General features: G+C 72.1%; 24 protein-coding genes. 13 read left to right on the top strand and 11 right to left on the bottom strand.

The genetic code is table 11. From position 1 onward, the window contains the following. The first annotated feature begins 62 nt into the window (after positions 1-62). On the top strand, positions 63-518 hold the full coding sequence (locus ACWEOZ_RS31630; protein ID WP_451914322.1) for a GNAT family N-acetyltransferase: 456 nt from the start codon (positions 63-65) through the stop codon (positions 516-518). Between the two features lie 10 nt (positions 519-528). On the opposite strand, the gene ACWEOZ_RS31635 is transcribed toward ACWEOZ_RS31630, so the two are convergent. From ACWEOZ_RS31635 to ACWEOZ_RS31645, 3 genes are all read right to left on the bottom strand, one after another. After that, a complete protein-coding gene (locus tag ACWEOZ_RS31635) occupies positions 529-1,512 on the bottom strand; it encodes a methyltransferase (RefSeq protein WP_451914323.1) in 984 nt (327 codons plus the stop codon). A 126-nt stretch (positions 1,513-1,638) separates the two neighbouring features. Continuing rightward, positions 1,639-2,220 carry a lytic polysaccharide monooxygenase auxiliary activity family 9 protein gene (locus ACWEOZ_RS31640; RefSeq protein WP_451914324.1) on the bottom strand — a complete coding sequence of 194 codons (582 nt, stop codon included), beginning with the start codon at positions 2,218-2,220 and terminating at the stop codon, positions 1,639-1,641. Positions 2,221-2,480: 260 nt separating this feature from the next. After that, positions 2,481-3,368 carry a LysR family transcriptional regulator gene (locus ACWEOZ_RS31645; protein WP_451914325.1) on the bottom strand — a complete coding sequence of 296 codons (888 nt, stop codon included), beginning with the start codon at positions 3,366-3,368 and terminating at the stop codon, positions 2,481-2,483. Positions 3,369-3,466: 98 nt separating this feature from the next. On the opposite strand from ACWEOZ_RS31645, the gene ACWEOZ_RS31650 reads away from it, so the two are divergent. The 4 genes from ACWEOZ_RS31650 to ACWEOZ_RS31665 all read left to right on the top strand — a co-directional run bounded on the left by ACWEOZ_RS31650 (position 3,467) and on the right by ACWEOZ_RS31665 (position 6,676). Continuing rightward, positions 3,467-4,087, top strand: a complete 621-nt coding sequence (locus tag ACWEOZ_RS31650; RefSeq protein ID WP_451914326.1) for a LysE family translocator — start codon at positions 3,467-3,469, stop codon at positions 4,085-4,087. Positions 4,088-4,190: 103 nt separating this feature from the next. Next, positions 4,191-4,442, top strand: coding sequence for a hypothetical protein (locus tag ACWEOZ_RS31655; RefSeq protein ID WP_451914327.1), 252 nt, complete (start codon positions 4,191-4,193; stop codon positions 4,440-4,442). A 16-nt stretch (positions 4,443-4,458) separates the two neighbouring features. Continuing rightward, positions 4,459-6,000 (top strand): sensor histidine kinase, encoded by a 1,542-nt coding sequence (locus ACWEOZ_RS31660; RefSeq protein ID WP_451914328.1) that lies wholly within the window; start codon positions 4,459-4,461, stop codon positions 5,998-6,000. A 19-nt stretch (positions 6,001-6,019) separates the two neighbouring features. Then, positions 6,020-6,676, top strand: a complete 657-nt coding sequence (locus tag ACWEOZ_RS31665; protein WP_451914329.1) for a response regulator — start codon at positions 6,020-6,022, stop codon at positions 6,674-6,676. 106 nt (positions 6,677-6,782) lie between these two features. Here the strand turns inward: ACWEOZ_RS31665 and ACWEOZ_RS31670 are convergent, their stop codons facing one another. The 3 genes from ACWEOZ_RS31670 to ACWEOZ_RS31680 are packed head-to-tail and all read right to left on the bottom strand — an operon-like array spanning position 6,783 to position 9,544. After that, positions 6,783-7,934 (bottom strand): GDSL-type esterase/lipase family protein, encoded by a 1,152-nt coding sequence (locus ACWEOZ_RS31670; protein WP_451914330.1) that lies wholly within the window; start codon positions 7,932-7,934, stop codon positions 6,783-6,785. Between the two features lie 53 nt (positions 7,935-7,987). Next, on the bottom strand, positions 7,988-8,557 hold the full coding sequence (locus ACWEOZ_RS31675) for a TetR/AcrR family transcriptional regulator (protein ID WP_451914331.1): 570 nt from the start codon (positions 8,555-8,557) through the stop codon (positions 7,988-7,990). A 60-nt stretch (positions 8,558-8,617) separates the two neighbouring features. Further along, complete coding sequence (locus ACWEOZ_RS31680) at positions 8,618-9,544, bottom strand: quinone oxidoreductase family protein (RefSeq protein WP_451914332.1); 927 nt, start codon at positions 9,542-9,544, stop codon at positions 8,618-8,620. 84 nt (positions 9,545-9,628) lie between these two features. Here ACWEOZ_RS31680 and ACWEOZ_RS31685 point away from each other — a divergent pair, with 84 nt between their 5' ends. The 3 genes from ACWEOZ_RS31685 to ACWEOZ_RS31695 all read left to right on the top strand — a co-directional run bounded on the left by ACWEOZ_RS31685 (position 9,629) and on the right by ACWEOZ_RS31695 (position 11,680). After that, positions 9,629-10,036 (top strand): MarR family winged helix-turn-helix transcriptional regulator, encoded by a 408-nt coding sequence (locus tag ACWEOZ_RS31685; RefSeq protein ID WP_451914333.1) that lies wholly within the window; start codon positions 9,629-9,631, stop codon positions 10,034-10,036. A gap of 132 nt (positions 10,037-10,168) precedes the next feature. Next, positions 10,169-10,585: a hypothetical protein gene (locus ACWEOZ_RS31690; protein ID WP_451914334.1), complete on the top strand. Its 417-nt coding sequence runs from the start codon at positions 10,169-10,171 to the stop codon at positions 10,583-10,585. Between the two features lie 60 nt (positions 10,586-10,645). After that, a complete protein-coding gene (locus ACWEOZ_RS31695) occupies positions 10,646-11,680 on the top strand; it encodes an aminotransferase class V-fold PLP-dependent enzyme (protein ID WP_451914335.1) in 1,035 nt (344 codons plus the stop codon). On the opposite strand, the gene ACWEOZ_RS31700 is transcribed toward ACWEOZ_RS31695, so the two are convergent. The 3 genes from ACWEOZ_RS31700 to ACWEOZ_RS31710 all read right to left on the bottom strand — a co-directional run bounded on the left by ACWEOZ_RS31700 (position 11,629) and on the right by ACWEOZ_RS31710 (position 14,430). Continuing rightward, positions 11,629-13,068, bottom strand: coding sequence for an MATE family efflux transporter (locus tag ACWEOZ_RS31700; RefSeq protein WP_451914336.1), 1,440 nt, complete (start codon positions 13,066-13,068; stop codon positions 11,629-11,631). The two genes, ACWEOZ_RS31695 and ACWEOZ_RS31700, sit on opposite strands and share 52 nt — an antisense overlap. Positions 13,069-13,232: 164 nt before the next feature. Continuing rightward, a complete protein-coding gene (locus tag ACWEOZ_RS31705) occupies positions 13,233-13,673 on the bottom strand; it encodes a MarR family winged helix-turn-helix transcriptional regulator (protein WP_451914337.1) in 441 nt (146 codons plus the stop codon). Between the two features lie 25 nt (positions 13,674-13,698). Then, positions 13,699-14,430 (bottom strand): helix-turn-helix domain-containing protein, encoded by a 732-nt coding sequence (locus ACWEOZ_RS31710; RefSeq protein WP_451914338.1) that lies wholly within the window; start codon positions 14,428-14,430, stop codon positions 13,699-13,701. Between the two features lie 231 nt (positions 14,431-14,661). Here ACWEOZ_RS31710 and ACWEOZ_RS31715 point away from each other — a divergent pair, with 231 nt between their 5' ends. Beyond that, a complete protein-coding gene (locus tag ACWEOZ_RS31715) occupies positions 14,662-15,327 on the top strand; it encodes a DUF4097 family beta strand repeat-containing protein (protein WP_451914339.1) in 666 nt (221 codons plus the stop codon). A gap of 11 nt (positions 15,328-15,338) precedes the next feature. Further along, positions 15,339-16,118 carry an alpha/beta fold hydrolase gene (locus ACWEOZ_RS31720; protein ID WP_451914340.1) on the top strand — a complete coding sequence of 260 codons (780 nt, stop codon included), beginning with the start codon at positions 15,339-15,341 and terminating at the stop codon, positions 16,116-16,118. A 50-nt stretch (positions 16,119-16,168) separates the two neighbouring features. On the opposite strand, the gene ACWEOZ_RS31725 is transcribed toward ACWEOZ_RS31720, so the two are convergent. Beyond that, on the bottom strand, positions 16,169-16,801 hold the full coding sequence (locus tag ACWEOZ_RS31725) for a DedA family protein (protein ID WP_451914341.1): 633 nt from the start codon (positions 16,799-16,801) through the stop codon (positions 16,169-16,171). Between the two features lie 135 nt (positions 16,802-16,936). Between ACWEOZ_RS31725 and ACWEOZ_RS31730 the strand changes: the two genes are divergently transcribed. Together ACWEOZ_RS31730 and ACWEOZ_RS31735 are read left to right on the top strand one after the other, a co-directional pair. Further along, positions 16,937-18,295 (top strand): sensor histidine kinase, encoded by a 1,359-nt coding sequence (locus ACWEOZ_RS31730; RefSeq protein WP_451914368.1) that lies wholly within the window; start codon positions 16,937-16,939, stop codon positions 18,293-18,295. Next, positions 18,292-18,966 carry a response regulator gene (locus ACWEOZ_RS31735; protein ID WP_451914342.1) on the top strand — a complete coding sequence of 225 codons (675 nt, stop codon included), beginning with the start codon at positions 18,292-18,294 and terminating at the stop codon, positions 18,964-18,966. The genes ACWEOZ_RS31730 and ACWEOZ_RS31735 overlap by 4 nt, the downstream gene beginning before the upstream one ends. A 10-nt stretch (positions 18,967-18,976) precedes the next feature. Here the strand turns inward: ACWEOZ_RS31735 and ACWEOZ_RS31740 are convergent, their stop codons facing one another. Next, complete coding sequence (locus tag ACWEOZ_RS31740; RefSeq protein WP_451914343.1) at positions 18,977-19,789, bottom strand: SAM-dependent methyltransferase; 813 nt, start codon at positions 19,787-19,789, stop codon at positions 18,977-18,979. Positions 19,790-19,856: 67 nt separating this feature from the next. On the opposite strand from ACWEOZ_RS31740, the gene ACWEOZ_RS31745 reads away from it, so the two are divergent. Continuing rightward, entirely contained in the window at positions 19,857-21,068 is a 1,212-nt protein-coding gene (locus ACWEOZ_RS31745; protein WP_451914344.1) for a PP2C family protein-serine/threonine phosphatase, read from the top strand. Positions 21,069-21,072: the final 4 nt, after the last annotated feature.

Here is a 21,072-nt window from a genome sequence, read left to right on the forward strand (position 1 = left end):
CAGGCTTTCGTCCCGGCCGGCCTACACCAGCCGCGGTATGGACCACTGGGTAGGTTGGCGGCATGACGGAGGTGCGGCTGGAGCCGATGACCGAGGACCAGTACCAGCCGTGGCGGGCCGAGACCGAGACGCACTACGCGCGGAGCATCGCCGCGACGGGCCTGTCGCCGCAGGCCGCGGCCCGCGAGGCCGCCGACACGTACGCGCGGCTGCTTCCCGACGAGTTCGCCACTGCCGGACACCACTTCTGGTACGCCTACGACGGCGAGCGCCGGGCCGGCTTCCTCTGGGTCAAGGTCACCGGTGACACCGCGTTCGTCTACAACGTCGCCGTCGAGCCGGAACTGCGCCGCCGGGGCTACGGCCGGGCGATCATGCTGGCCGCCGAACGCTGGTGCCGCGACAGGGGGCTGACCAGCATCGGTCTGCGCGTCTTCGCCCACAACGCCGGCGCCCGGGCCCTCTACGAGCAGCTCGGCTTCGCCGAGACAAGCCGCACCATGGCCAAGGCCCTGTGAAGGAGGGCGCTCAGTCCGGCACGGCCACCAGCACGCCGGAGGGCGGCGGCAGCGCGGTGAGTCCGGTGAACTTCCAGCCGGTCCCGGCCAGCCAGCCGGCCACCTCGTCGACCTGGTAGAGGTCGCCGCCGCTGATGATCAGGAACTCACCGGCGCCGAAGCGGGCCGACGGGTGCGGTGCCCGGTCGGTGCGCCACCAGTCGACGAGCAGCAGCGTGGTGCCGGGCGCGGCGACCGCGCGCAGCCGCCGGAACAGCTCGGTGATCCGGTCCGGCGGCAGCAGGTGCACGAGGTTCGCGACCAGGATGACGTCGTGCCCGGGCGGCAACGGCGCCTCGAAGACGTCGACGCCGATCGCGGTCAGGCGGGGGATCGCCTGACCGGTGACCGCCGCGGCCACCTCGGGCAGGTCGATCAGGGTGACGCTCAGATTCTCGTACGCGGACAGGATCGGCCGGGCGAACGTGCCGTAGCCGCCGCCCACGTCGAGCAACCGCCGATGCCGGCCCAAGTCGTACGTGCGGGCCAGGTCGGCCGCGGTCTCGGCGGTGACGAGCGCGACCGTCGATTCGTACGCGTCGGTCTGGGCCTGGTCGAGCACCGGCCGCACGCCGCGCCGGGTGCGGAACGCCTCGATCGCGCTGCCCCAGGCCGGATAGCTCACTGTGGCCCAGTAGCGGGCCATCGGCCGCAGGTCGGCCGGGCCGCGTCCGGTCAGGAAGGCCTCGGCGTCCGGCGCGGTGCGGAAGGCGGCACCGTCCCGCTCCAGCAGGCCGGCGTCGGCGAGCAGATCGGCCATCGCCCGCGCGCTGCGTTCCGGGATGTCGCAGCGTTCGGCCAGCTCGGCCGGGGTGGCGGCCTCGGGCCCGGCCGCGGCGAACAGGCCGGTCTCCACGGCCGCGAACAACGTCTGGGAAATCATGTAGCCGCAGTACAGGTCGATGATGCGCGCCGGGCCGGGCGGACCGTCCGGCGACTCGAACACTCGGGACATCGCGGCACCTCCTCGCGTCCGTCCACATTGTTACTCATCGATGACATTCCGTGGGGACCGTGCCGCCGGGAACGCGTCCGGCCCGGGACGGTGGTGTCCCGGGCCGGAGTGCGGCGGTGCTGCGGATCAGCCGAAGTTCACGTCACTGCACCACATGTAGGCCTGGTCAAGGTGCGAGGCCTGCCAGATGACGAACAGGATGTGGTGTCCGGTGTAGCCGGAGGTCGAGACGTTGAACGTGATGTTCTGCGCCGGGGCGTACCGTCCGGTCTGCGTGAGGAAGTCGAGGTTGCCCCACCCGAGGCTCTGGGTGGCCGGGTTGAACCCGTTCTTGCTCACGTAGACGCGGAAGAAGTCGGCGCCGTGGCTGGCCTGGTCGTACAACTTGACCGAGAAGTTGTTGCTGACCCGGGTCTGCTTCCAGGCCCCGGGCGTGTTCAGGCTGTTGTTCCTGGCGAGGCCGTTGCTGCAGAGCTGGCCGTCGGGCGTGCGGGCCTGGTACTGCCCGCCGAGACCGTCCCGCAGCGCGCTCATCCAGTTCCACATGGTGTCGGAGTTGGCCTGGAAGGCCTGCCAGCACATCGGGTCCTGCTGCTGCATGGCCGGATCGGTGTGGTGGGTGCCCCAGGACTGCCAGCACTGGTAGGCCCGGGAGGCCGGGTCGACGATGGTGCCGTGGGCCTGCGCCGCGCCGGCCCAGGGCAGCATGCCGGCCATGATGGCGACGAGCAGGACGAGTGCCCGGAGAGGCTGGCGGACGGCTGAGGAGGATCGCCTGCCGGATTGCCCGAGCTGGGGGGAACTCATGGATCATCTCCGTTCATCGACGTGAGGTTCCATATGGGAGCGCTCCCAAGTATGACATCGAGCAACATGAATTTCAATGATTGGTCAGCTTTGGTGGGGCTGTGTGGCGAGTTGGCCGGAGTCGCCACCGTACGGCCCGGCCGGCGCGATGTCGGACTGCCTCAAGGCGCGGAGGCGCCTGCGCCGGTCGCGGCCGCTTCGGTGAGGGCGGCGATCAGCGCGGCGGTGGCGGGCGGGTCCGGTGGCTCGCCGTAGGTGGCGGCGTGGATCCGGCGCAGCGGTACGGGCAGCGGGGTGGCGGTGATCGCCGGATGGCGGTGGGCCCGCAGGGCCAGTCCGGGGATGGTGGTGACGCCCATGCCCGCGGCGACCAGGCTCTGCATCACGACCATGTCGTCGGTGGTGTACGCCAGGCGCGGGCTGAAGCCGGCGCGTTCGCACATCTCCACCAGGTGGATGCGGCACCGTTCGCAGCCGGCGATCCAGGGTGAACGCGCGTGGTCGGCGAGGGTGGTGCCGCCGCCGGTGGTGAGCAGGTAGAGCGGGTCGTCGAGCAGGTGGGTCAGCCGGATGCCGTCGTCCTCCGGGGCGGTGTCGTCGTACCGGAAGATCACCGCGACCTCGACCTGCCCGGTGCGCAGCTGGTGCAGGGCCTCTTCCGGATGGGTGTCGGCCAGGCCGAGCTCCAGGCCGGGATGGCGCCGGGCCAGGATGGTGGCCGCCTGCGGGACCAGGGAGCTCATGACCGAGCCGAAGCCGGCCAGCCGGACCCGTCCCGTGCTCAGCCCGACCAGCGCGGAGAGCTCCGCGGTGGCCGCGTCGACCCGGCCGATGATCTCGGCTGCCCGGTCCGCGAGCAGGCGGCCGGCCGGGGTGAGCCGGATCCCGCGGCCGGCCCGTTGCAGCAGTCCGGCCCCGAGCTGAGCCTCCAGTCTGGACAGCTGATGGCTGATCGCGGGCTGGGTGTAGCGCAGCTCCTTGGCCGCGGCGGTCACCGATCCGAGCCGGCCGACCGCGTCGATCACGCGTAACTGCACCAGGGTCACCATCAATAAATTCTAGTCATGAGACCGGCCGATTATTGGCATTGGACGTATGGATCGGCCGGCGGCATCGTCAAGGGCACCGACGGAACGAGGAGACGGCGATGCTGACATTCGCGATGACGGCCCTGGTGTTGATCATGCTGCCGGGCCCGGACCAGGCTTTGATGACCCGCAACGCGCTGGTCGGCGGCCGGGCCGGTGGAGTGCTGACCCTGATCGGCGGCGTGCTGGGAGTGGGCGTTCACGCGAGCGCCGCCGCGCTCGGGTTGTCGGCGCTGCTGTTCGCCTCCGCGACGGCGTTCACGGTGCTGAAGATCGCCGGGGCGGTGTACCTGCTGTGGCTCGCGGCGCAGATGCTGTGGTCGGCGGCGCGGTCACCGCGCTCGCCGGTCACCGACGAGGCGGAAGTGGTGCCGGTGCGGCGGTCGGCGTACTTGCGGCAGGGGTTCCTGTCCAACGCGCTGAACCCGAAGGTCGCGCTGTTCTTCGTCACCTTCCTGCCGCAGTTCCTCACCGTGGGCAGCGGCTCACCGCGGAGCGAGGCCCTGCTGCTGTCGGCGATCTTCGCGGGGCTCTACCTGAGCTGGTTCGGGCTCTACGTCGCCGCGGTGGACCGGCTCGGCCGCTGGCTGCGCCGCCCGCGGGTCAAGGCGCGCATCGAGCAGGTCACCGGGCTGGTCCTGGCCACCGTCGCCGTCCGTCTGCTGGCCACCGGCCACTGATCCGGGGGCACCGGTCAAGTCAACGAAAGTCTGATCCGGGCCCGGCGCGCGTCAGTCGTTCCGCAGACGCGGGGGCCGGGCCCGGATCGGCAGACTTCTCCGCATGATCTGGATTGCCCTGAGCATCGGCCTGATCGGCATCCTCATGCTGGTCCTCTCCGCCTACCTCACCCGCCACGCCCGCGCTCTGACCGCCGGCCGCCCGATCGACGTCGAGGCCATGCAGGCGGACGTCGGGACAGCCCTCGACCGCGACGACCCCGCGGCAGCCGTACGGATCTACCGGCAGCACACCGGCGCCGGGCTGCTCCAGGCCAGCAAGGCCGTCGACCGTATCGCCCGGGACCGCCGGTGAGTGGTAGGAACTCGCCATGACCTTGGCCGTGCTGCGCCGGACGGGTTCGTGGCGACTGACCTACGAGATCCTCCTGACGGTGCTGGTGACCGCCGGCGTGACAGTCCCCGCGGCCGTCGCCGCCGTGTACCCGGCCGTGCCCTGGATCGTCGGGGTGAGCACTCCGCTGCTGGTGGTGCTGCGGCTGGTGCACCCGCCGGCCGCGTACGCGGCGGCGGCGGTCATCGGCCTCTGCACCGGCGGGGAGAACAGCCTGCTGCTGGTGGTGCTGAGCGCGTCGTTCAGCTATCGCGTCGCCGACCGACGGCAGCTCGTGGCCGGGCTGGCGGTGGCCTGGGCCTGCCTGCTGGGCGCGGTGTGGTGGTGGGAGGAACCGCTCGACGGCACCACCATCGTGCTGATGTCCGCCCTGTTCGTGCTGCTGGCGGTCTTCCCGGCGGCGACCGGCCGGCTGGTGCGCCGGCGTCGGACCTGGCTGGCGGCCATGCATCGCCGCAACGTGCAGCTGCACGACGAGCGGGACGAGGCCGCCCGCGAGGCACAGGCCCGCGAGCGCACCCGCATCGCCCGCGACCTGCACGACTCGCTCGGCCACAAACTGACCCTGATCTCGCTGTACGCCGGCCTGGCCCGCGACGAGAACTCACAGCTGCTGAGGGAGGCGTCCGCCGCGGCCATGACCGAGCTGCGGCAGATCCTCGGCCTCCTCGGCCAGGACGACAGTCAGTCGCCGGCGCCCTCGCTGACCGGGCTGGACGAGCTGGCGGCGAACGCCCGCGCGGCCGGCTCGCGGGTGACGATCGTCCGGCAGGGCGAGGAGCGGCCGCTCCCGGCGCTCACCGAGCACGCGGCCTACCGCGTCATTCAGGAAGGCGTGACCAACGCGTTGCGGCACGCGCACGGGGGCGACATAGAGCTGTCTCTGCGGTACGAGACCGACGCCCTCATCGCGAGCGTGACGAACACCGCGGGGCAGCGCGTCGCCCGGACGACATCCGGGCGCGGGCTGCTCGGCCTCACCGAACGGGTCCGGGTGGCGGGCGGCCTGCTCTACCACGGTACGGCGGCCGGCGGCGGGTTCCGGCTGGCGGCGACCCTCCCGTACCCGGAAGACCCGGCGGAGGCTCCCCGGACCGCGGCCGCGGACGGGCCCTCGCCACCCCCGGCCGCCCGCGCGGACTTCGCCGATCTGGTCGACCGCGACCGCCGGCGGTCGCGGTTCGTGCTCGCCGCCGCGACCCTCGCCATCGGCGGCGTCCTGGCCCTCTGCGTCGCCGGGCTCTGGCTCACCACCACCCTGGGCACGGTCCAGCGCGACACCTTCGAACGCGTCCACATCGGACAACAGGCCACCGAGGTGCACGCGCTGCTGCCCGACGACGGCGGGGTCACCGGCGCGGTGGGCGGCCGGCCCGTGCCCGGCGCCACCTGCGAGGATCATCGCGGCGCCGTGCTGGAGCAGCTGGCCGTGGTGACCGGGCAGGACCTGATCTACCGGTTCTGCTTCCGCGACGGCACACTGGTCGACAAGCAGGAATTCCTGGACCAACGGTCCTGACAACCACGAGAGCGCTGCCGTGACCGACCTCATCCGTGTCCTGCTGGCCGACGACGACCGGCTCATCCGCACCGCGATCGATGCCATCCTGCGCACCACCGACGGCGTCGAGCTGGTCGCCCAGGCCGCCGACGGCCGCGCGGCGGTCGAGCTCGCCGTGCGGCACCGGCCGGACGTCGCGCTGCTCGACATCCGGATGCCCGTGCTCGACGGGCTGGCCGCGCTGCGGGAGATCCGCCGGGTCGCGCCCGAGGTGCGCGTCGTCGTGCTGACCACCTTCGGCGAGGACGAGTACGTCGCCGAGGCGTTGCGCGCGGGGGCGGCGGGCTTCCTGCTCAAGGAGTCGGCCGTCGACGAACTGCCGCAGGCGATCCGGGCCGCCGCGGCCGGCGCCGCGTTCCTGTCCCCGAAGGTCACCCGGCAGGTGCTCGACGGGCTGCCGGCCGCGCCCGTCGCCGCGGCCGAGGAGCTGCGCAAGGTCGCCACCCTGAGCGAGCGCGAACGTGAGGTGCTGGTGCTGCTGGCCCAGGGCCTGTCCAACGCGGAGATCGGCGCCCGGCTGTGGGTCAGCGAGGGCACGGTGAAGACCCACCTGTACCGGGTGTTCGCCAAGCTGGACTGCGACAACCGGGTGCGGGCCGCGATGCTCGCCCAGCGGGCCGGTCTGCTCGGCTGACGCCGGGCGCCGACGGCCGTCAGCCGTCACGGGCCGCCGGCCGTCGGTCGTGCTCGGGCCGGGCCGTCAGTGCTTGGCCCGGCCGTCAGTGCTTGGCCCGGGCCCGTCAGGCGTGGGCCGTCGCGAAGGCGCCGCCGCCCGCGAAGACCAGCTTCGCGAAGCGGTCGCCGATGCGGCGGTGGGTGGCCGGGTCCGGGTGCAGCCGGTCCGGCAGCGGCAGCTCGGCGAAGTCGGCCTCGCCGTAGAGGTCGAGCCCGCTCAGGTGATGCAGGTGCGGGTCGCCGGCGGCGCGTTGCGCCACGATGCGGGCCAGCTCGTCACGGATCACCCGCAGCGTCAGCTTGCCCGCGGCGCGCTCGGCCGGATCGCCGGTGGCGATGAACTTCACCTGGCCTTCGCGCAGGGCGTCGAGGTCGAAGGCCCCCGGACCGGGCGTGTCCTCATGGATCGGGCAGTGGATCGGGGAGACGACCAGCAGGGGAGTGCGGGGATGCCCCTCCCGGATGGTGTCGAGGAAACCGTGCACGGCCGGGCCGAAGGCGCGCAGCCGTATCAGGTCGGCGTTCACCAGGTTGATGCCGATCTTGACGCTGATCAGGTCGGCCGGGGTGTCCCGCAGGGTGCGCGCGGTGAACGGGTCGAGCAGGGCACTGCCGCCGAGACCCAGGTTGATCAGCTCCACGCCGCCCCGGGCGGCGGCGAGCGCCGGCCAGGTGGTGGACGGGCTCGCGGCGTCGGAGCCGTGGCTGATCGAGCTGCCGTGGTGCAGCCACACCGGCCGGTCGCCGGGGGCGGCCGGCAAGACCGGTGCATCCGTACGCAGGGCGACGAGCTCGGTGGCCTCGTTGTGCGGCAGCCAGATCTCGACGTCCTTGTCGGTGTCCGGCAGCCCGGTGAACGACACGGTGCCCACCGGGCCCGGCCGGTGTTCGGTGCTGCCGGTCGTCATGTCGATGGTCAGGGTGGCACCGCCGGGCACGCTGCCCTGTCCGGCCAGCCGGCCGTCGACGAGCAGGTCGTACACGCCGTGCGGGCGGGGCGGCAGGCCGGCGTAGGTGCGCCGGGTGGCCAGGGTGTCGAGCTCGACGGCCGTGGCGCGGGTGCGGAAGCTGATCCGTACGCCCGAGGGCTGCGCCTCGACCATGGCCAGCTGCGGGTCTGCGGTCTGCGCCCGGGCCCAGGCCGGCAGCCGGTGCGGCCGCAGGCCGTGCTCCGTGCGTTCCAGCTCGGCGGCACCGCGGACGAACTCGGCAGTCACGGGTGTGGTGATCCAGGTGTTGATGACGTCACCTCGGGTCGAAGGGGGAGGGATCATGCCGCGGGCCAGTTGCGCAGCAGGGAGTCGAGGGCGTCCACGATGCGCGTCCAGGACTGCTGCGAGTCGGGGCTGCTGTGGTCGAAACCGCCGGCCAGCTCCAGGCTGATGTAGCCGTGGAAGGTGCTGCCGAGCAGCCGTACGGCATGGGTCTGGTCCGTCTCGCTCAGCTGATAGCCGCGCAGGATCGCGCGCAGCAGCTGCGCGTGCCGCGGCCCGGCGCTCGCCGCCGCGGTCGCCGGGTCGAGCCGCATGCGGGTCGCGGCATACCGGCCGGGGTGGGCGCGGGCGTAGTCGCGGAAGACGTCGCCCAGCGCGCTCAGGGCGGCCTTGCCCGAGCGGCCGGCCAGCGCGGCCGCACTGAGGTCGGCGAGCTCGTCGAGGGCGAGGAGAGCGATCCGGGTCTTGAGGTCCCGCGAGCCCTCGACGTGGGCGTACAGGCTCGGGACCTTGACGTCGAACTGCCGGGCCAGCGCGGACACAGTGACCTGGTCGAAGCCGACCTCGTCGGCCAGGTCCGCCCCGGCCCGCACCAGACGCTCCGGCGTCACTCCCGCTCGCGACACGATCGCCCCCCTCTTCCTAAGACCACTATGCAACTACCTAATACCCTTAGGCAAGGTGATTCACGGCACGAAGACCACGCGGTCGTCGGTCCGGGTCGCCCAGGCCTGCGCGACTTCGGCGAGCGGCACGGTGTGCGGCCGTACGTCGATCGCGCCTTCCGCCACCGCGGCGGCCAGCTCCGGCAGTTCGGCGAGGAAGTCGCGCGGGGGCACGGAGCCGATGCCGCTGCCGACGATCTGCAGCCTCGCCCCGCGCAGGACCGCGGACGGCACCGGGGCTGTCCGGCCGGCGACCGAGCCGATCTGGATCCAGCTCAGCGGGACACTCCGGTCGGCCCGCGCGGTGAGCAGCGCCGTCATGGCATCGGCGGACGGCTCGCCCCAGACGTAGTCGATGACGACGTCGACGTCGGCCGCGCGATCGACCTCGTCGAAGGTGATCGTCTCGTCTGCGCCGAGGGCGCCCAGGCCGGCCAGCCGCGCGGTGTCGCGGCCGCAACCGATGACGTGCGCGGCGCCGAACTGCTTGGCGATCTGGACCGCCATCCGCCCGGCGTTGCCGGTGGCGCCGAGCACGAGGACACGCCGGCCCGCGCGGAAGGAGATGCGCCGGCGCAGCGCGACCCAGGAGGACATCGCGGGGTTCATCGCGGCGGCGATCCGGACCGGGTCGATGTCGTCGGGCAGCGGCACGCTGCGGCGGAGGTCGATGACGGTGCGGTCGGCGAACGTACCCAGGGCGGTGTCGTCCAGCACCGCGTAACGCAGGCGCCCGGCCGGATCCCGGACGACCCCGTCGACGCCCGGGATTAGCGGGAGCGGGGCCGAACTGCTGTAGTGCGTGCCGTTCGCCTTGGCCCGCACGAGGTGGTGCAGGCCCGCCGCGAGGACCTCGACGACCACCTCGTGATCGTTGCCGGCAACCGGCTCCGGGTGCTCGCGGTAGGCCGGCGGGGCGTCGAACGCGGTGATGACGGCAGCGTGCATGGTGTCCTCCGGAAGAGATTGTTTGTATTACCAACTACCTCGATAATGATTGGTATTGCAAACCATGTCAACTAGTCTGGGCGCATGACTTCCGACGCCGTCGTGGACGACGCCCTGGTCCGCAGCGCCTTCCGGGTCATGGGAGTGCTCACCCGGGTCGGCGCCGCGCACGACCTGTCCCTGACCCAGCTGCGGGTCCTCGGCATCCTGCGGGACCGCCGCCTGCGGATGACCGAGCTGGCCGGATACCTCGGCCTGGACAAGTCGACGATGTCCGGCCTCGTCGACCGGGCCGAACGCCGCGGACTGCTGGCCCGCGGCCGCAATCCCGGCGACAAGCGGGTCGTCGACGTGTTCATCACCCCGGCCGGCCTCGAGCTGGCCGATCGGGTGCAGGCCGAGATCCAGCGGGACCTGGCCCCGGCGACCGGCCGGCTCGACCCCCGCCAGCGCACTCAGCTCGCCGGGTTGCTCGAGCTCGTCCTGGCTTGAGCCGGGGGTGGACAATGAGGCGTCCGCGTCCGGCGAGCTCGACCAGGGCCGAGCCGATGGTGCGCCGCGAGTGGGGCTAGTCAGGCGGAGGCGCAGCACATGATCGTCCATCGGTCGCCGGTGAGGTGGGGGGTGCTGGGCGCCGTTGTCTTCGGACTGCTGGCAGCCGGCGTCTTCTTCGTCGACGACAAGCTCCGCCAGGACGTCGTCGAGCACGGCATCCGCACGCAGGCGGTCATCACCAGCGACCACGACGACGAGCTCGACCACTGGTTCACGGTGAGCTACACCGTCCAGGGCGAGCAGCACAGCGCAAACCTCTACTACCCCTGGGTCATGGACGAGGTCCGCGAGGGCCGGGAGCTGATCGTCTACGCCGACCCGACGGATCCGGAGCGGATCGCCACCGAGGACGGCTATGCGACGCCGGTGTGGACCTCCGCTCCCGGCGTGCTCGCTGTCCTGGCGGTGCTCGGCGTCTTTGTCGCCGTCGTCGAAAGCCGGCGGGCCGTCCGCCACGGACGCCGTGCTGATCCACGAGACGCTTAGGGGCCACGACGCCCCGATTGGCTGCTTCGGCCCGGCGGGTGCGCTGACACACTCGGCCGGGTGGATATCAGGGAAGCTCAGCAGCTCTGGAGTGCACTGCCCGGCTGGTTGAACACCGCCGGCTACGGCCTGCCGCCGCGGCCCGCGTGGGACGCGCTGCAGGCCGCGCTCGGTGACTGGCGGATCGGCGCCACCTTCGCCACCGAATGGGACGGAGCCACCGGGCTCGCCCGCGCCCGCTTCGCGCGCCTGCTCGGGGTGCCCGAGGCCGACGTCGCGGTCGGGGCGCAGGCGTCCCAGCTGATCGCCCCGGTCGCCACCGCTGTCCCGGACGGGTCGCGGGTGGTGGTGCCGGAGATCGAGTTCACGTCCAACCTGTTCCCGTGGCTGGTGCACAGCGACCGGCTGAAGGTGCTCACGGTGCCGACCGACCGGCTGGTCGAGACGGTGGCCGCGGGCTGCGACGTGGTGGCGTTCTCGCTGGTCCAGTCGGCCACCGGGGAGGTCGCCCCGTACGAGCGGGTGGTCGCGGCCGCCCGCGAGGTGGGGGCCATGGTGGTCGTCGACGCCAGCCAGGGCTGCGGGTGGCTGCCGTTCGATGCCGGGCTGGCCGACGTGGTGGTCGTCAGCGCGTACAAGTGGCTGATGTGTCCGCGGGGTGCGGCGTTCGCCTATCTGAGTCCGCGGATCCGCGACCAGGTCCGGCCGATCGCCGCCGGCTGGTTCGCGGGTGCCGACCTGAGCGACTCCTACTACGGCCCGGAGATGCGGCTGGCCGGCGACGCGCGGCGCTTCGACGTGTCACCGGCGTGGTTCAGCTGGATCGGGGCCGCGCCGGCGCTCGGCGTGGTGGAGCAGATCGGCATCCCGGCGATCCACGACCACGACGTGGCGCTGGCCAACCGCTTCCTCGCCGGGCTGGGCCGGCCGGCCGGTGACAGCGCGATCGTCAGCTTCGAGGCGCGCGATGCCGGAACCGCTCTCGCGGCGGCCGGCATCCGCGTGGCCCAGCGGGCCGGCCGGCTGCGCGCGGCGTTCCACATCTACAACACCGAGTCCGACGTGGACCGCGCGCTGGACGTGCTGACCGGCTGATCCGGTTCCGGGATGCCCTCGGCCAGGCCGCGGTCGATCGCGGGGCGGGACGCGAGCCCCATGATGCCGCCGGCGACGAGCACGACGACCTCGGTGACGGTCAGCGCCCAGATGATGCCGGCCAGCCCGAACCAGAGGTTGCCCAGCAGCACGATCGGCAGGAACAGCACGCCCTGGGTCACCGACATCACGGTCGCGGCCACCGCGCGGCCCGTCGCCTGGAACAGCGAGGTGATCAGGCCGGTGAAGCCGTTCGCGATCATCGCCACGAGCTGGGCGGTGAGGATCGTGACGCCGGTCGCCAGGACCGCGGGGTCGGCCACGAACGCGGAGAACACCTGCTCGCGGACGAGGAACACCGCCGCCGAGAAGGTCAGCGCGATGCCGCCCACCGCGATCGCGGAGCCGCGCAGCGCCGCCAGCAGCCGGGTCCGGTCACCTTTGCCGTAGGCATAGGCGAGCAGCGGCAGGACCCCGAACGTCACACCCATGACCAGGAACTCCGGCACCTGCGCGATGCGGACGGCGACGCCCATGGCCGCGAGCGGGCCGTCGCCGTAGGCGGCCGCGAGATTGTTGAGCAGCAGTGAGGTGACGATCAGGAACGCGGACTGCAGCAGCGTGCCGACCCCCACGCCCAGGACGGGCTTGAGCACGGCGGGGGAGAGCGTGAACCACCGCGGCGCGAGACTCAGATGCTCGCTGTGCCGGGCCAGCCAGGCGGCGAAGTACGCGACGACACCCACATTGGCGAGACCCATCGCCAGTGCCGCTCCGGCGACACCCCAGTGCAGCACGAGGATGAACAGGACGTCGAACCCGATGTTGGCGACCGCCGAGGCGATCAACCCGATCATCACCTGGCGCGCGGCGCCCTCGGCCCGGACGAGCTGCTCGAGACAGACCGCCGCGGCGAGCACGGGCACGAAGGCCAGCATGACGGCAACGAAAGCCCTGGTCGCAGGGGCGGCGGCGGCATCCGCGCCGAGCAATGACACGAGCGGGTGCAGCAGGAACAGCCCGGTGCCGCCGAGCACGGCTCCGACGATCACCGAGCCCCAGACGGCGAACGACGAGACGCGCCGGATCTCGCCGGCCCGCGCGGGGTCGCGTTCCGCCGCGCCGAGCAGCCGCGAGACGAGCGCGCCGCCGCCGACGCCGAAGACGTCGCCGACCGCCATGACCAGGCCCAGGATCGGTGTCCCGAACGTGACCGCGGCCAGCAGTGCGGTGTCGTGCAGCGAGCCGACGAAGCCGGCGTTGATGAGGTTGTAGACGGCGCCGACGATCATCGCGGCGGCCATCGGCACGCAGAGGTGCAGCAGGGCGCGGGTGATCGGTGCGGCCGACAGGTACCAGCGGTTCGTGCCGACGACGTCGGTGGTCATGACTTCTCCTCGGGCAGGGTCGAGCGCGCGCCGGCGAAGGCCGGCACGGCGGTTTTCGGGCAGGGTGAAGGAGGTGGTGACGAGGCAGCTTTCAGCTACGCGTCGGCGCCCGCCGGTGCGGTGAGGAAGTGGTCGCCAGCGCGGCCGGAGCCGCGCATCCGCCGTTACGAGCGCGTGGGCTGCGGCAGTTCCGCGGTGATCTTCGTGAGCAGTGCGTGCAGGGTGGCCCGTTCGGCCTCGTCGAGCGGGGCGAGGATGGTCTCGTCGGCGGCGGCCATGGCGGTGTCGAAGCCGGCGATGAGCTCGGCGCCGGCCGGCGTCGCGTAGACCCGTTTGCTGCGCTCGTTGCCGGGCTCGGTGCGCCGCTCCACCAGGCCGCTGCGCTCGAGTCCCTGCAGCAGGCTCGACACGCTGGCCGGGGTCGTGCGGCTCACCTGGGCGATGTCGCGCTGGATGGCCCCGGGGTTCTGCACCAGGTAGCCCAGCACGAAGGCCTGCTCGTGGCTGAGCTCGCGGGCCCGGATCCAGTCCTCGCCGGCCTTGCGCTGGGCCCAGCCGATCCAGCGGATCAGTTCCAGGCTGGTGGTGAGCTTCGGTGCTTGCATGATTAGAAAGCTAACTGTTTGAAGTCTAACTGTCAATGCTCGAACTGGCCGCCGAGGTGTGCAGGACCTCGCGGGCCTGCTCGGCGGCGCGCACGATGCTCTCGCTGATGAAGTCGAGGAAGCGGGCGACGTTCTCCAGGCGGGTGGCGGCGGCGGTGTGCGGGCCGAGGAGGGCGACGCCCCGGCGCGCGGTCTCGACGAGCTGGTCATTGGCCCGGGCGCTGGCGATCGTGGCCTGGTAGAAGAGCTCGTCGTCGACGATGTAGCGGTCGCGGCGGCGGTCGTCGCGCTCCCGGCGGATCAGGCTCTGGCTCTCCAGGAAGGCGATCGCCTTGGAGATGGACGCCGGGCTGACCTGGATGCGCCGGGCCAGCTCGGCGGCGGTGAGGCTGCCCGCGTCCGTGGTGAACAGGCAGGTCAGCACGCGGGCCCCCATCTTGCTCAGGCCGGAGGCCATGAGGACGGTGGTGAGTGTCTCCTCGTACTCGGCCACGGCCTCGGCGTCGCGTCCGTGGGCCTGGGGGGCCGGCTCCGCGCCTCGGGGGGTGGTGGGCCGGCGCCGGTGGGCGCGGCGTTCGGTGGCGCGGTGGGCCAGGTCGGCCCGGTATCCGGTGGGGCCGCCGTTGCGCATCACCTCCCGCGTGATCGTCGACGTCGGGCGGTCGAGGCGCCGGGCGATCTCGGCGTAGGGGAGGCTGTCGGCCAGTCCCAGCGCGATCTGCTGGCGTTCCTGCTGGGTGAGCCTGCCTCCCGGCATCGCGATCTCCTCGGTCCGTGGCTGTTCCGAAGCCGCCACCATAGCGTTCACTTACACGCCATTGCAATGATCAGTGAATCGTCGTTGCGTTGCGTGGCAGGACCATTGCAATGACTTAGGGTCTTTGAGCTGCAGTTACGCTCACGTGATGCAACGAAGATGTTGCCGGAACTGGAAAGGCAACGTAGCGTTTCTCATGTCGGAAACAACGAACGAGCACGGGAGAATTCGATGCCGAAGTTCGACACCCCCGCCCCCATCGCCGCCGTCCTCGACATCCCCGCCGGACGCATCCAGGTCATCGCCGCCGACCGCGCCGACACCGTCGTCGAGGTGCTGCCGGCCGATCGCGCCAAGAGCCGTGACCTCCGGACCGCGGAGCAGACCACCGTCTCCTACGCCGACGGCGTGCTGCGGATCCAGGTCGCCGCGCCCAAGAGCCCGCTCCTCGGCTCGGCCGGCTCCGTGGAGGTCACCGTCCAACTGCCCGCCGGCTCACGGATCGAGGCCAGGGCCGCCGCCGCCGAGCTGCGGGGTGTCGGCCGGCTCGGTGACATCACTGTCGAGGGCGCGTACCGCCAGATCAAGATCGACGAGGCGGGGAGCGTCCGCCTGACCGCGGTCGACGGCGACGTCGAGGTGGGCCGGCTCAACGGCCCGGCGGAGATCAGCACCACCCGGGGCGACATCCGGATCGCGGAGGCGGTACGCGGCACGGTCGTTCTGCGTACCCAGTCCGGCGACATCTCGGTCGCCGCCGCCGCCGGTGTCTCGGCGGTCCTGGACGCCGGCACCGGCCACGGCCGGATCAGCAACACCCTCAAGAACGACGGCACCGCGGAGCTCGACATCCGCGCGACCACTTCGCACGGCGACATCGCCGCCCGGAGCCTCTGATGGAGTCGACCATGAGTGACCAGACCAGCTGGACCGGCATGGTCCCGGTCGAGGACACCGCCCTGGCCGTCACCGACACCGGCGGTCCCGGCATCCCCGTCGTCTATCTCAACGGCCAGTTCGCCACCCAGGGATACTGGCGCCACGTCATCGCGGAACTCGGGCCGGGCCTCCGGCACATCACCTACGACGAGCGCGCCCGCGGCAGGTCGAAGCGGTCGGCGGATTATTCGTTCGAGGCGGCCGTCCGGGACGTCGACGCGGTCCTCGCGGCCCGCGGCGTGGACCGGGCGCTGCTGGTGGGCTGGTCCTACGGGGCGGTCGTCGCGGCGCACTGGGCTCACCGGAACCCCGAGCGCGCGGTCGGCGCGGTTCTGGTCGACGGCGCGTTCCCGCACGACTGGCTCGACGAGGCCATGGAGGTGAGGATCCGCAAGCTGTTCCGGCGGATGAGCTGGTTCCTGCCGCTGCTCCGCCCGACCGGCCTGGCCCCGAGGATGAACGCCGGCCAGCAGGCGGACAGCAACATCGAGCTCGGCCGGCTGTCCCGCGAGCGGGAGCTGGGCCCGGTGCTGGACGGCATCACCGTCCCGGTGCGCTACGTGGTCGCGTCGGGGACGTCCTTCGGCAGCCGCGGCGACGAGCAGGAGAAGATCCGCGCGAGTCTGGACGCGGTGACCGCGCGCAACCCGCACATCCGGGTGGCGGCGAAGGTCACCAGCAACCACGGGGCGATCCTCAAGAAGGACCACGCGACCGTCGCCGACGCCGTACGGGTGATTCTCGATTGAGAGCTGCGCCGCGCGGGCGCTGTCCGCTTTGGACAGCGCCCCGTGCTGCCTCACCCGGCGTGGGCCGGGAGACTCTCGACGTGGTTGCGGGGTTGTGGCTTGCGGTGGCTGATCCGGCGGCGGACCAGCTCGATGAGGCCGCCGAAGGCGAACGACAGCCCCAGGCCCACGCCGAGACCCAGCAGCGGGTTCTCGACGAACGCCGCGCCTCCCACGAAGCCCAGCCCCGCCGTGTACGCCGCCCAGGCCAGCGCCGCGATCGCCGAAGCGGGGCTGAACCTGGACAGCGGCAGCCGGGCCGTGCCACAGGCCAGGTTCATCGTCACCCGGCCGCCCGGCAGGAACCGTGACATCACGATCAGCAGGCCGGGACGCCGGTCCAGCTGCCGGCCCGTCGCGGCGACGGCTCGGCTGACGTGCCGGGAGCGGTTGATCAGCCGGGGGCCGAGGACGCTGCGGCTGAGCCCGTACGCGAGGTGGTCGCCGATGAAGACGCCCAGGGCGGTGGCCAGCACGACCAGCACCAGGCTCGGCGTGCCCGCGTGGGCGAAGACGCCGGACGCCAGCACCGCCGCCTCGGAGGGGATCATCGGCACCACGCCGTCCAGGCTGCTCAGGCCCGCGAGCAGCGGGTAGAGCAGCGGAGACGTCATCACCGGGCCGACCAGACTCATCAGATCCATGGGCCGAAGCGTGAGCGCGGGGTACCGCGGCGGGCGTCGATCCCCGGTACCGGCGGGGGTCACCCGCGGGTAGGGGGTCGGATACCTCTGCGGTTGGACGCCGCACGTGACCGATCTCGGTAGGGTCGCTGCGTGATGGCGCGTGCGGAGACGGAGCAGGAGCACGGCTCGGCGGTGCGCCGGCCGGTGCTCTCGCGTCTGCCGCGAGGGGTGCGGGCGATCCTGCGCGCACTCGGCGCTGTCCGCCCCGTCCTGGCCAAGGTCGGCGGGCCGGCGGCCGATTCCGTGGCGGGCCTGGGCCGGCGCAACCGCCCGGTGCTGAAGTGGCTGCTGCCGTGGCTGATCGCCGGCTTCCTCGCGTTCACGCTGCTGCCGCTCAACGTGACGCTGGCAGTCACGCAGTTCGACGTGTTCCCGCTGATCGCGTTCGTGGCGGGCATCGCGCAGAGCGCCGCGCTGGTGCTGGTCCTGGTGCGGCCCCGGACGGCGACCGTGCTGCAGTTCGCGGCCGTCGCGGTGTTCGCGGTGGCCATCCCGCCCGACTCCGGGTCGACCTGGCCGCTCACCGTGACCGGCCTGTTCACCCTGGTGGCGCACATCGCGCTGGTCGCCGCCTGGGCCGGCCGGCGGACGGCGCTGGTGACCTGGTCGGGCAGCGTGCTGCTGCTCACCGTGGTGGCGCTGCTCGATCCTCGGGGCCGGACCCTCACGGACGGGCTGACGATGATGATCCTCTACCCGATCCTGTCGACCCTCGCCCTCGGCACCGTGCTGATGATCCGGGGCTGGCAGGAGGTCCGCCGGGAGCTGGCCGACGCCCGGCACGACGTCGAGGTCGAGCAGAGCCAGCGGGCGGTCGCCGAGGAACGCACCCGGATCGCCCGCGAGCTGCACGACGTCGTCGCGCACAGCATGTCGGTGATCCACATGCAGGCCACCTCGGCGTCGTACCGGATCAAGGACCTGGATCCGGAGAGCAGAGCGGAGTTCGCCCGGATCGCCGCCGGCGCCCGGTCGACCATGCGTGAGATGCGCCAGCTGCTGGCTGTGCTGCGCGACGAGAGCGCCGACCCCGAGCTCACGCCGGTGCCCGGGCTGGGCCGGCTGCCCGAGCTGATCGAGTCGGCCGGTCGCGCGGGCGTGCCGGTCGAGCTGCGCGAGGCCGCGACGGTAGGAGAGGCAGCCCTCCCGGAGAGCGTCGCCCTCGCGGCCTACCGGATCATCCAGGAGTCGCTGAGCAACGTCATCCGGCACGCGCCCGGTGCCCGTACCACGATCTGTCTCGACGTCGAAGGTCCTGATCTTGTGCTCACGGTGGTGAACGACGCGGCGGCGCAGCCGGCGCAGCCCATGGAGGGGCCCGGCCGGGCCAGTCACGGGCTGCCCGGGATGCGCGAGCGGGTCCGGCTCGTCGGCGGCTCCCTGACCGCCGGCCCGCGCGCCGAGGGCGGCTACCGGGTCGAGGCGAAGCTGCCGATCGGGGGCGACGAGTGATCCGCACGCTGATCGTGGACGACCAGTCGATGATCCGGGTCGGCATCCGCGCGATCCTGGAGTCGCAGGACGACATCACGGTCGTCGGCGAGGCGGAGAACGGCCGGCTCGGGGTGCAGCGCTCCCGCAGCCTGCGCCCGGACGTCGTGCTGATGGACGTCCGGATGCCGGTGCTGGATGGACTGGCCGCGACCCAGGAGCTGCTCGGTCCGGACCGCGTCGAGGGGCACACGCCGCGGGTGCTGATGCTGACGACGTTCGACCTCGACGACTACATCTATGCCGCGTTGCAGGCCGGCGCCAGCGGTTTCCTGCTCAAGGACAGCGAGCCCGAGGACCTGCTGCGGGCGGTCCGCGTGGTGGCCGGCGGCGAGGCGTTGCTGGCGCCGAGCATCACCCGCCGGCTCATCGAGAACTTCGTCGCGGCCCGGCCGCGGCGCCCGGCCGGCGCCACGGCGCTCAACGGCCTCACCGACCGGGAACGGGAGGTCCTGCGCCTGCTGGCGCTGGGCCGGTCGAACGCCGAGATCGCCGCGTCGCTGTTCATCGCCGAGCAGACCACCAAGACCCACGTGAGCCGGATCCTGCAGAAGCTGGGTCTGCGCGACCGCGTCCAGGCCGTGGTCTTCGGCTACGAGACCGGCCTGGTCACCCCGGGTGGCCAGGCCTGAGGCGGCGCTGTCAGCCCTTGCGGCCCACCGCGGCCCAGAGGTTGACGTCGGAGGTCGCGGGGATGTGCGCGCCGGGCTCCGGCCGCCACTCGCTGGCCGGCACCACGCCCGGCTCGACCAGCTCCAGTCCCGCGAAGAGCTCGGTGAATTCGGCCCGGCTCCGGGTCCAGACATCGGACTTGCCCTGCTCGACCAGCTGCTGATAGAGCGCCTGCTGGTCCGGGGTGCCGAAGTCGGAGGTGGCGTGCGTGGCGACCAGGTAGCTGCCCGGCGGCAGCGCGTCGATCAGCCGGCGCACGATCGGGCGGGCCGCGCCGTGGCCGTGGACGAAGTGCAGGACGGCGATCAGCATCAGGCCGACCGGCTGCGTCAGGTCGAGCGTCTCGTGCAGGACCCGGTCGCCGAGGATCGCGTCCGGGTCGTTGAGGTCGGCCTCGATGTAGGCGGTGCGGCCCTCGGGGCTGCTGTCGAGCAGGGCCCGGGCGTGCACCATGACCAGCGGGTCGTTGTCGACGTAGACGATCCGGCTGTCGGGGGCGTGCCGCTGGGCCACCTGGTGGGTGTTGTCCGCGGTCGGCAGGCCGGTGCCGATGTCGAGGAACTGCCGGATCCCGGCCTCCGCGGCGAGGAACCGGGTGGCCCGCTGCAGCAGCGCCCGGTTGGCCAGCGCACCGAGGCGTACCTTCGGGAACAGTCGTTCGAGTTCGTCACCGGAGGCCCGGTCGGCGGCGAAGTTGTCCTTGCCGCCGAGCCAGTAGTTGTAGCGCCGGGCGGGATGCGCCTTGGTCGGGTCGATGCCAGGGGTCGCTGCGCTCGTTTCCACGGCAGAACGATATCGCTGGGCCTGCCTGGCCTGTGAGCCCGCCACCGCGGGGCTCTAGGCTGCTCGTGTGGTGGAGGCCGAGAACATCAAGGACACCGAGCGGTTGCGCCGGCTCGAGGCCGTCACCGACATGGCCCTGTCCAGGATGCCCGCCGCCGACCTGCTCGACGAGCTCCTCGACCGCGTCCGGGATCTGCTCGGCGTCGACACCGCGGTCATCCTGCTGGTGGACGCCCACTCCCGGCAGCTTGTCGCAACCGCCGCGAAGGGCCTCGAGGAGGAGGTGGAGCAGGGTTTCCGGGTGGCGATCGGCCGCGGTTTCGCCGGTCGGGTCGCGCACACCCGGCAGCCGGTCGCCATCGACGACGTCACCCCCGACGACGTGGTGAATCCGATCCTGCTCGACAAGGGCGTCAGATCGCTGCTGGGTGTCCCGATCCTCGCCGGTGACGAGGTGGTCGGCGTCCTGCACATCGGCAGCCTCACCCCGCGGGTGTTCACCACCGACGACGTGCACCTGTTGCAACTCGTCGCGGACCGCGCCAGCCGGGCCGGGCAGATCCGGTCCAACAAGCTCGACCAGGCGGCCGCGCTGGCTCTGCAACGCAGTCTGCTGCCCACCCTCCTGCCGGGCTCGGCGGGCGTGGACCTGGCCGCCCGCTACGTGCCGGGCCACGACTTCGGCATCGGCGGGGACTGGTACGACGTCTTCGCGCTCCCGTCCGGCTGGCTGGGCGTGGTCATCGGGGACGTGTCCGGGCACGGCCTGGCCTCGGCCGTCGTGATGGGCCGGGTCCGCAGTGCCCTGCGCGCGTACGCCCTGATCTCCGACGATCCGGCCGAGGTTCTCACGTTGCTGGACCGCAAAGTTCATCACTTCGAGACCGGGAACCTCACCACCGCGCTGTACGCGATGGTCAGCCCCGACCGCACCGCCGTGCACATCTCCCTGGCCGGGCACCTGTCACCGATCCTGGCCGTCCCGGGCCAACCGGCGGGCGTGCCGTACATACCTGTCGGCCCGCCGCTGGGCATCGGCCGCCCGGCCCGGGTCCGCACCACCACGATCATCGACTTCCCACCCGGCGCGGTCCTGGTCAGCTACACCGACGGGCTGGTCGAGCACCGCGGGGAGATCATCGACGTGGGGATCAAGCGACTGGTCGACGCGATCCGGCCGGACCCGGCCGAGGCGGTCTGCGACGCGATCATGGCGAGCACCGGCACCGAACGACCCACCGACGACATCGCCGTGCTGGTCGTCCGCCGCTGCCCCTGAGGCC

The sequence above is a fragment of the Actinoplanes sp. NPDC004185 genome (genome assembly GCF_053603475.1).

Bases quoted from the DNA above. Each gene is read 5' to 3' on its own strand.
- ACWEOZ_RS31630 (WP_451914322.1), top strand. From the start codon at position 63: ATGACGGAGGTGCGGCTGGAGCCGATGACCGAGGACCAGTACCAGCCG.
- ACWEOZ_RS31635 (WP_451914323.1), bottom strand. From the start codon at position 1,512: ATGTCCCGAGTGTTCGAGTCGCCGGACGGTCCGCCCGGCCCGGCGCGC.
- ACWEOZ_RS31640 (WP_451914324.1), bottom strand. From the start codon at position 2,220: ATGCTGCCCTGGGCCGGCGCGGCGCAGGCCCACGGCACCATCGTCGAC.
- ACWEOZ_RS31645 (WP_451914325.1), bottom strand. From the start codon at position 3,368: ATGGTGACCCTGGTGCAGTTACGCGTGATCGACGCGGTCGGCCGGCTC.
- ACWEOZ_RS31650 (WP_451914326.1), top strand. From the start codon at position 3,467: ATGCTGACATTCGCGATGACGGCCCTGGTGTTGATCATGCTGCCGGGC.
- ACWEOZ_RS31655 (WP_451914327.1), top strand. From the start codon at position 4,191: ATGATCTGGATTGCCCTGAGCATCGGCCTGATCGGCATCCTCATGCTG.
- ACWEOZ_RS31660 (WP_451914328.1), top strand. From the start codon at position 4,459: ATGACCTTGGCCGTGCTGCGCCGGACGGGTTCGTGGCGACTGACCTAC.
- ACWEOZ_RS31680 (WP_451914332.1), bottom strand. From the start codon at position 9,544: ATGCACGCTGCCGTCATCACCGCGTTCGACGCCCCGCCGGCCTACCGC.
- ACWEOZ_RS31685 (WP_451914333.1), top strand. From the start codon at position 9,629: ATGACTTCCGACGCCGTCGTGGACGACGCCCTGGTCCGCAGCGCCTTC.
- ACWEOZ_RS31700 (WP_451914336.1), bottom strand. From the start codon at position 13,068: ATGACCACCGACGTCGTCGGCACGAACCGCTGGTACCTGTCGGCCGCA.
- ACWEOZ_RS31705 (WP_451914337.1), bottom strand. From the start codon at position 13,673: ATGCAAGCACCGAAGCTCACCACCAGCCTGGAACTGATCCGCTGGATC.
- ACWEOZ_RS31710 (WP_451914338.1), bottom strand. From the start codon at position 14,430: ATGCCGGGAGGCAGGCTCACCCAGCAGGAACGCCAGCAGATCGCGCTG.
- ACWEOZ_RS31715 (WP_451914339.1), top strand. From the start codon at position 14,662: ATGCCGAAGTTCGACACCCCCGCCCCCATCGCCGCCGTCCTCGACATC.
- ACWEOZ_RS31720 (WP_451914340.1), top strand. From the start codon at position 15,339: ATGAGTGACCAGACCAGCTGGACCGGCATGGTCCCGGTCGAGGACACC.
- ACWEOZ_RS31725 (WP_451914341.1), bottom strand. From the start codon at position 16,801: ATGGATCTGATGAGTCTGGTCGGCCCGGTGATGACGTCTCCGCTGCTC.
- ACWEOZ_RS31730 (WP_451914368.1), top strand. From the start codon at position 16,937: ATGGCGCGTGCGGAGACGGAGCAGGAGCACGGCTCGGCGGTGCGCCGG.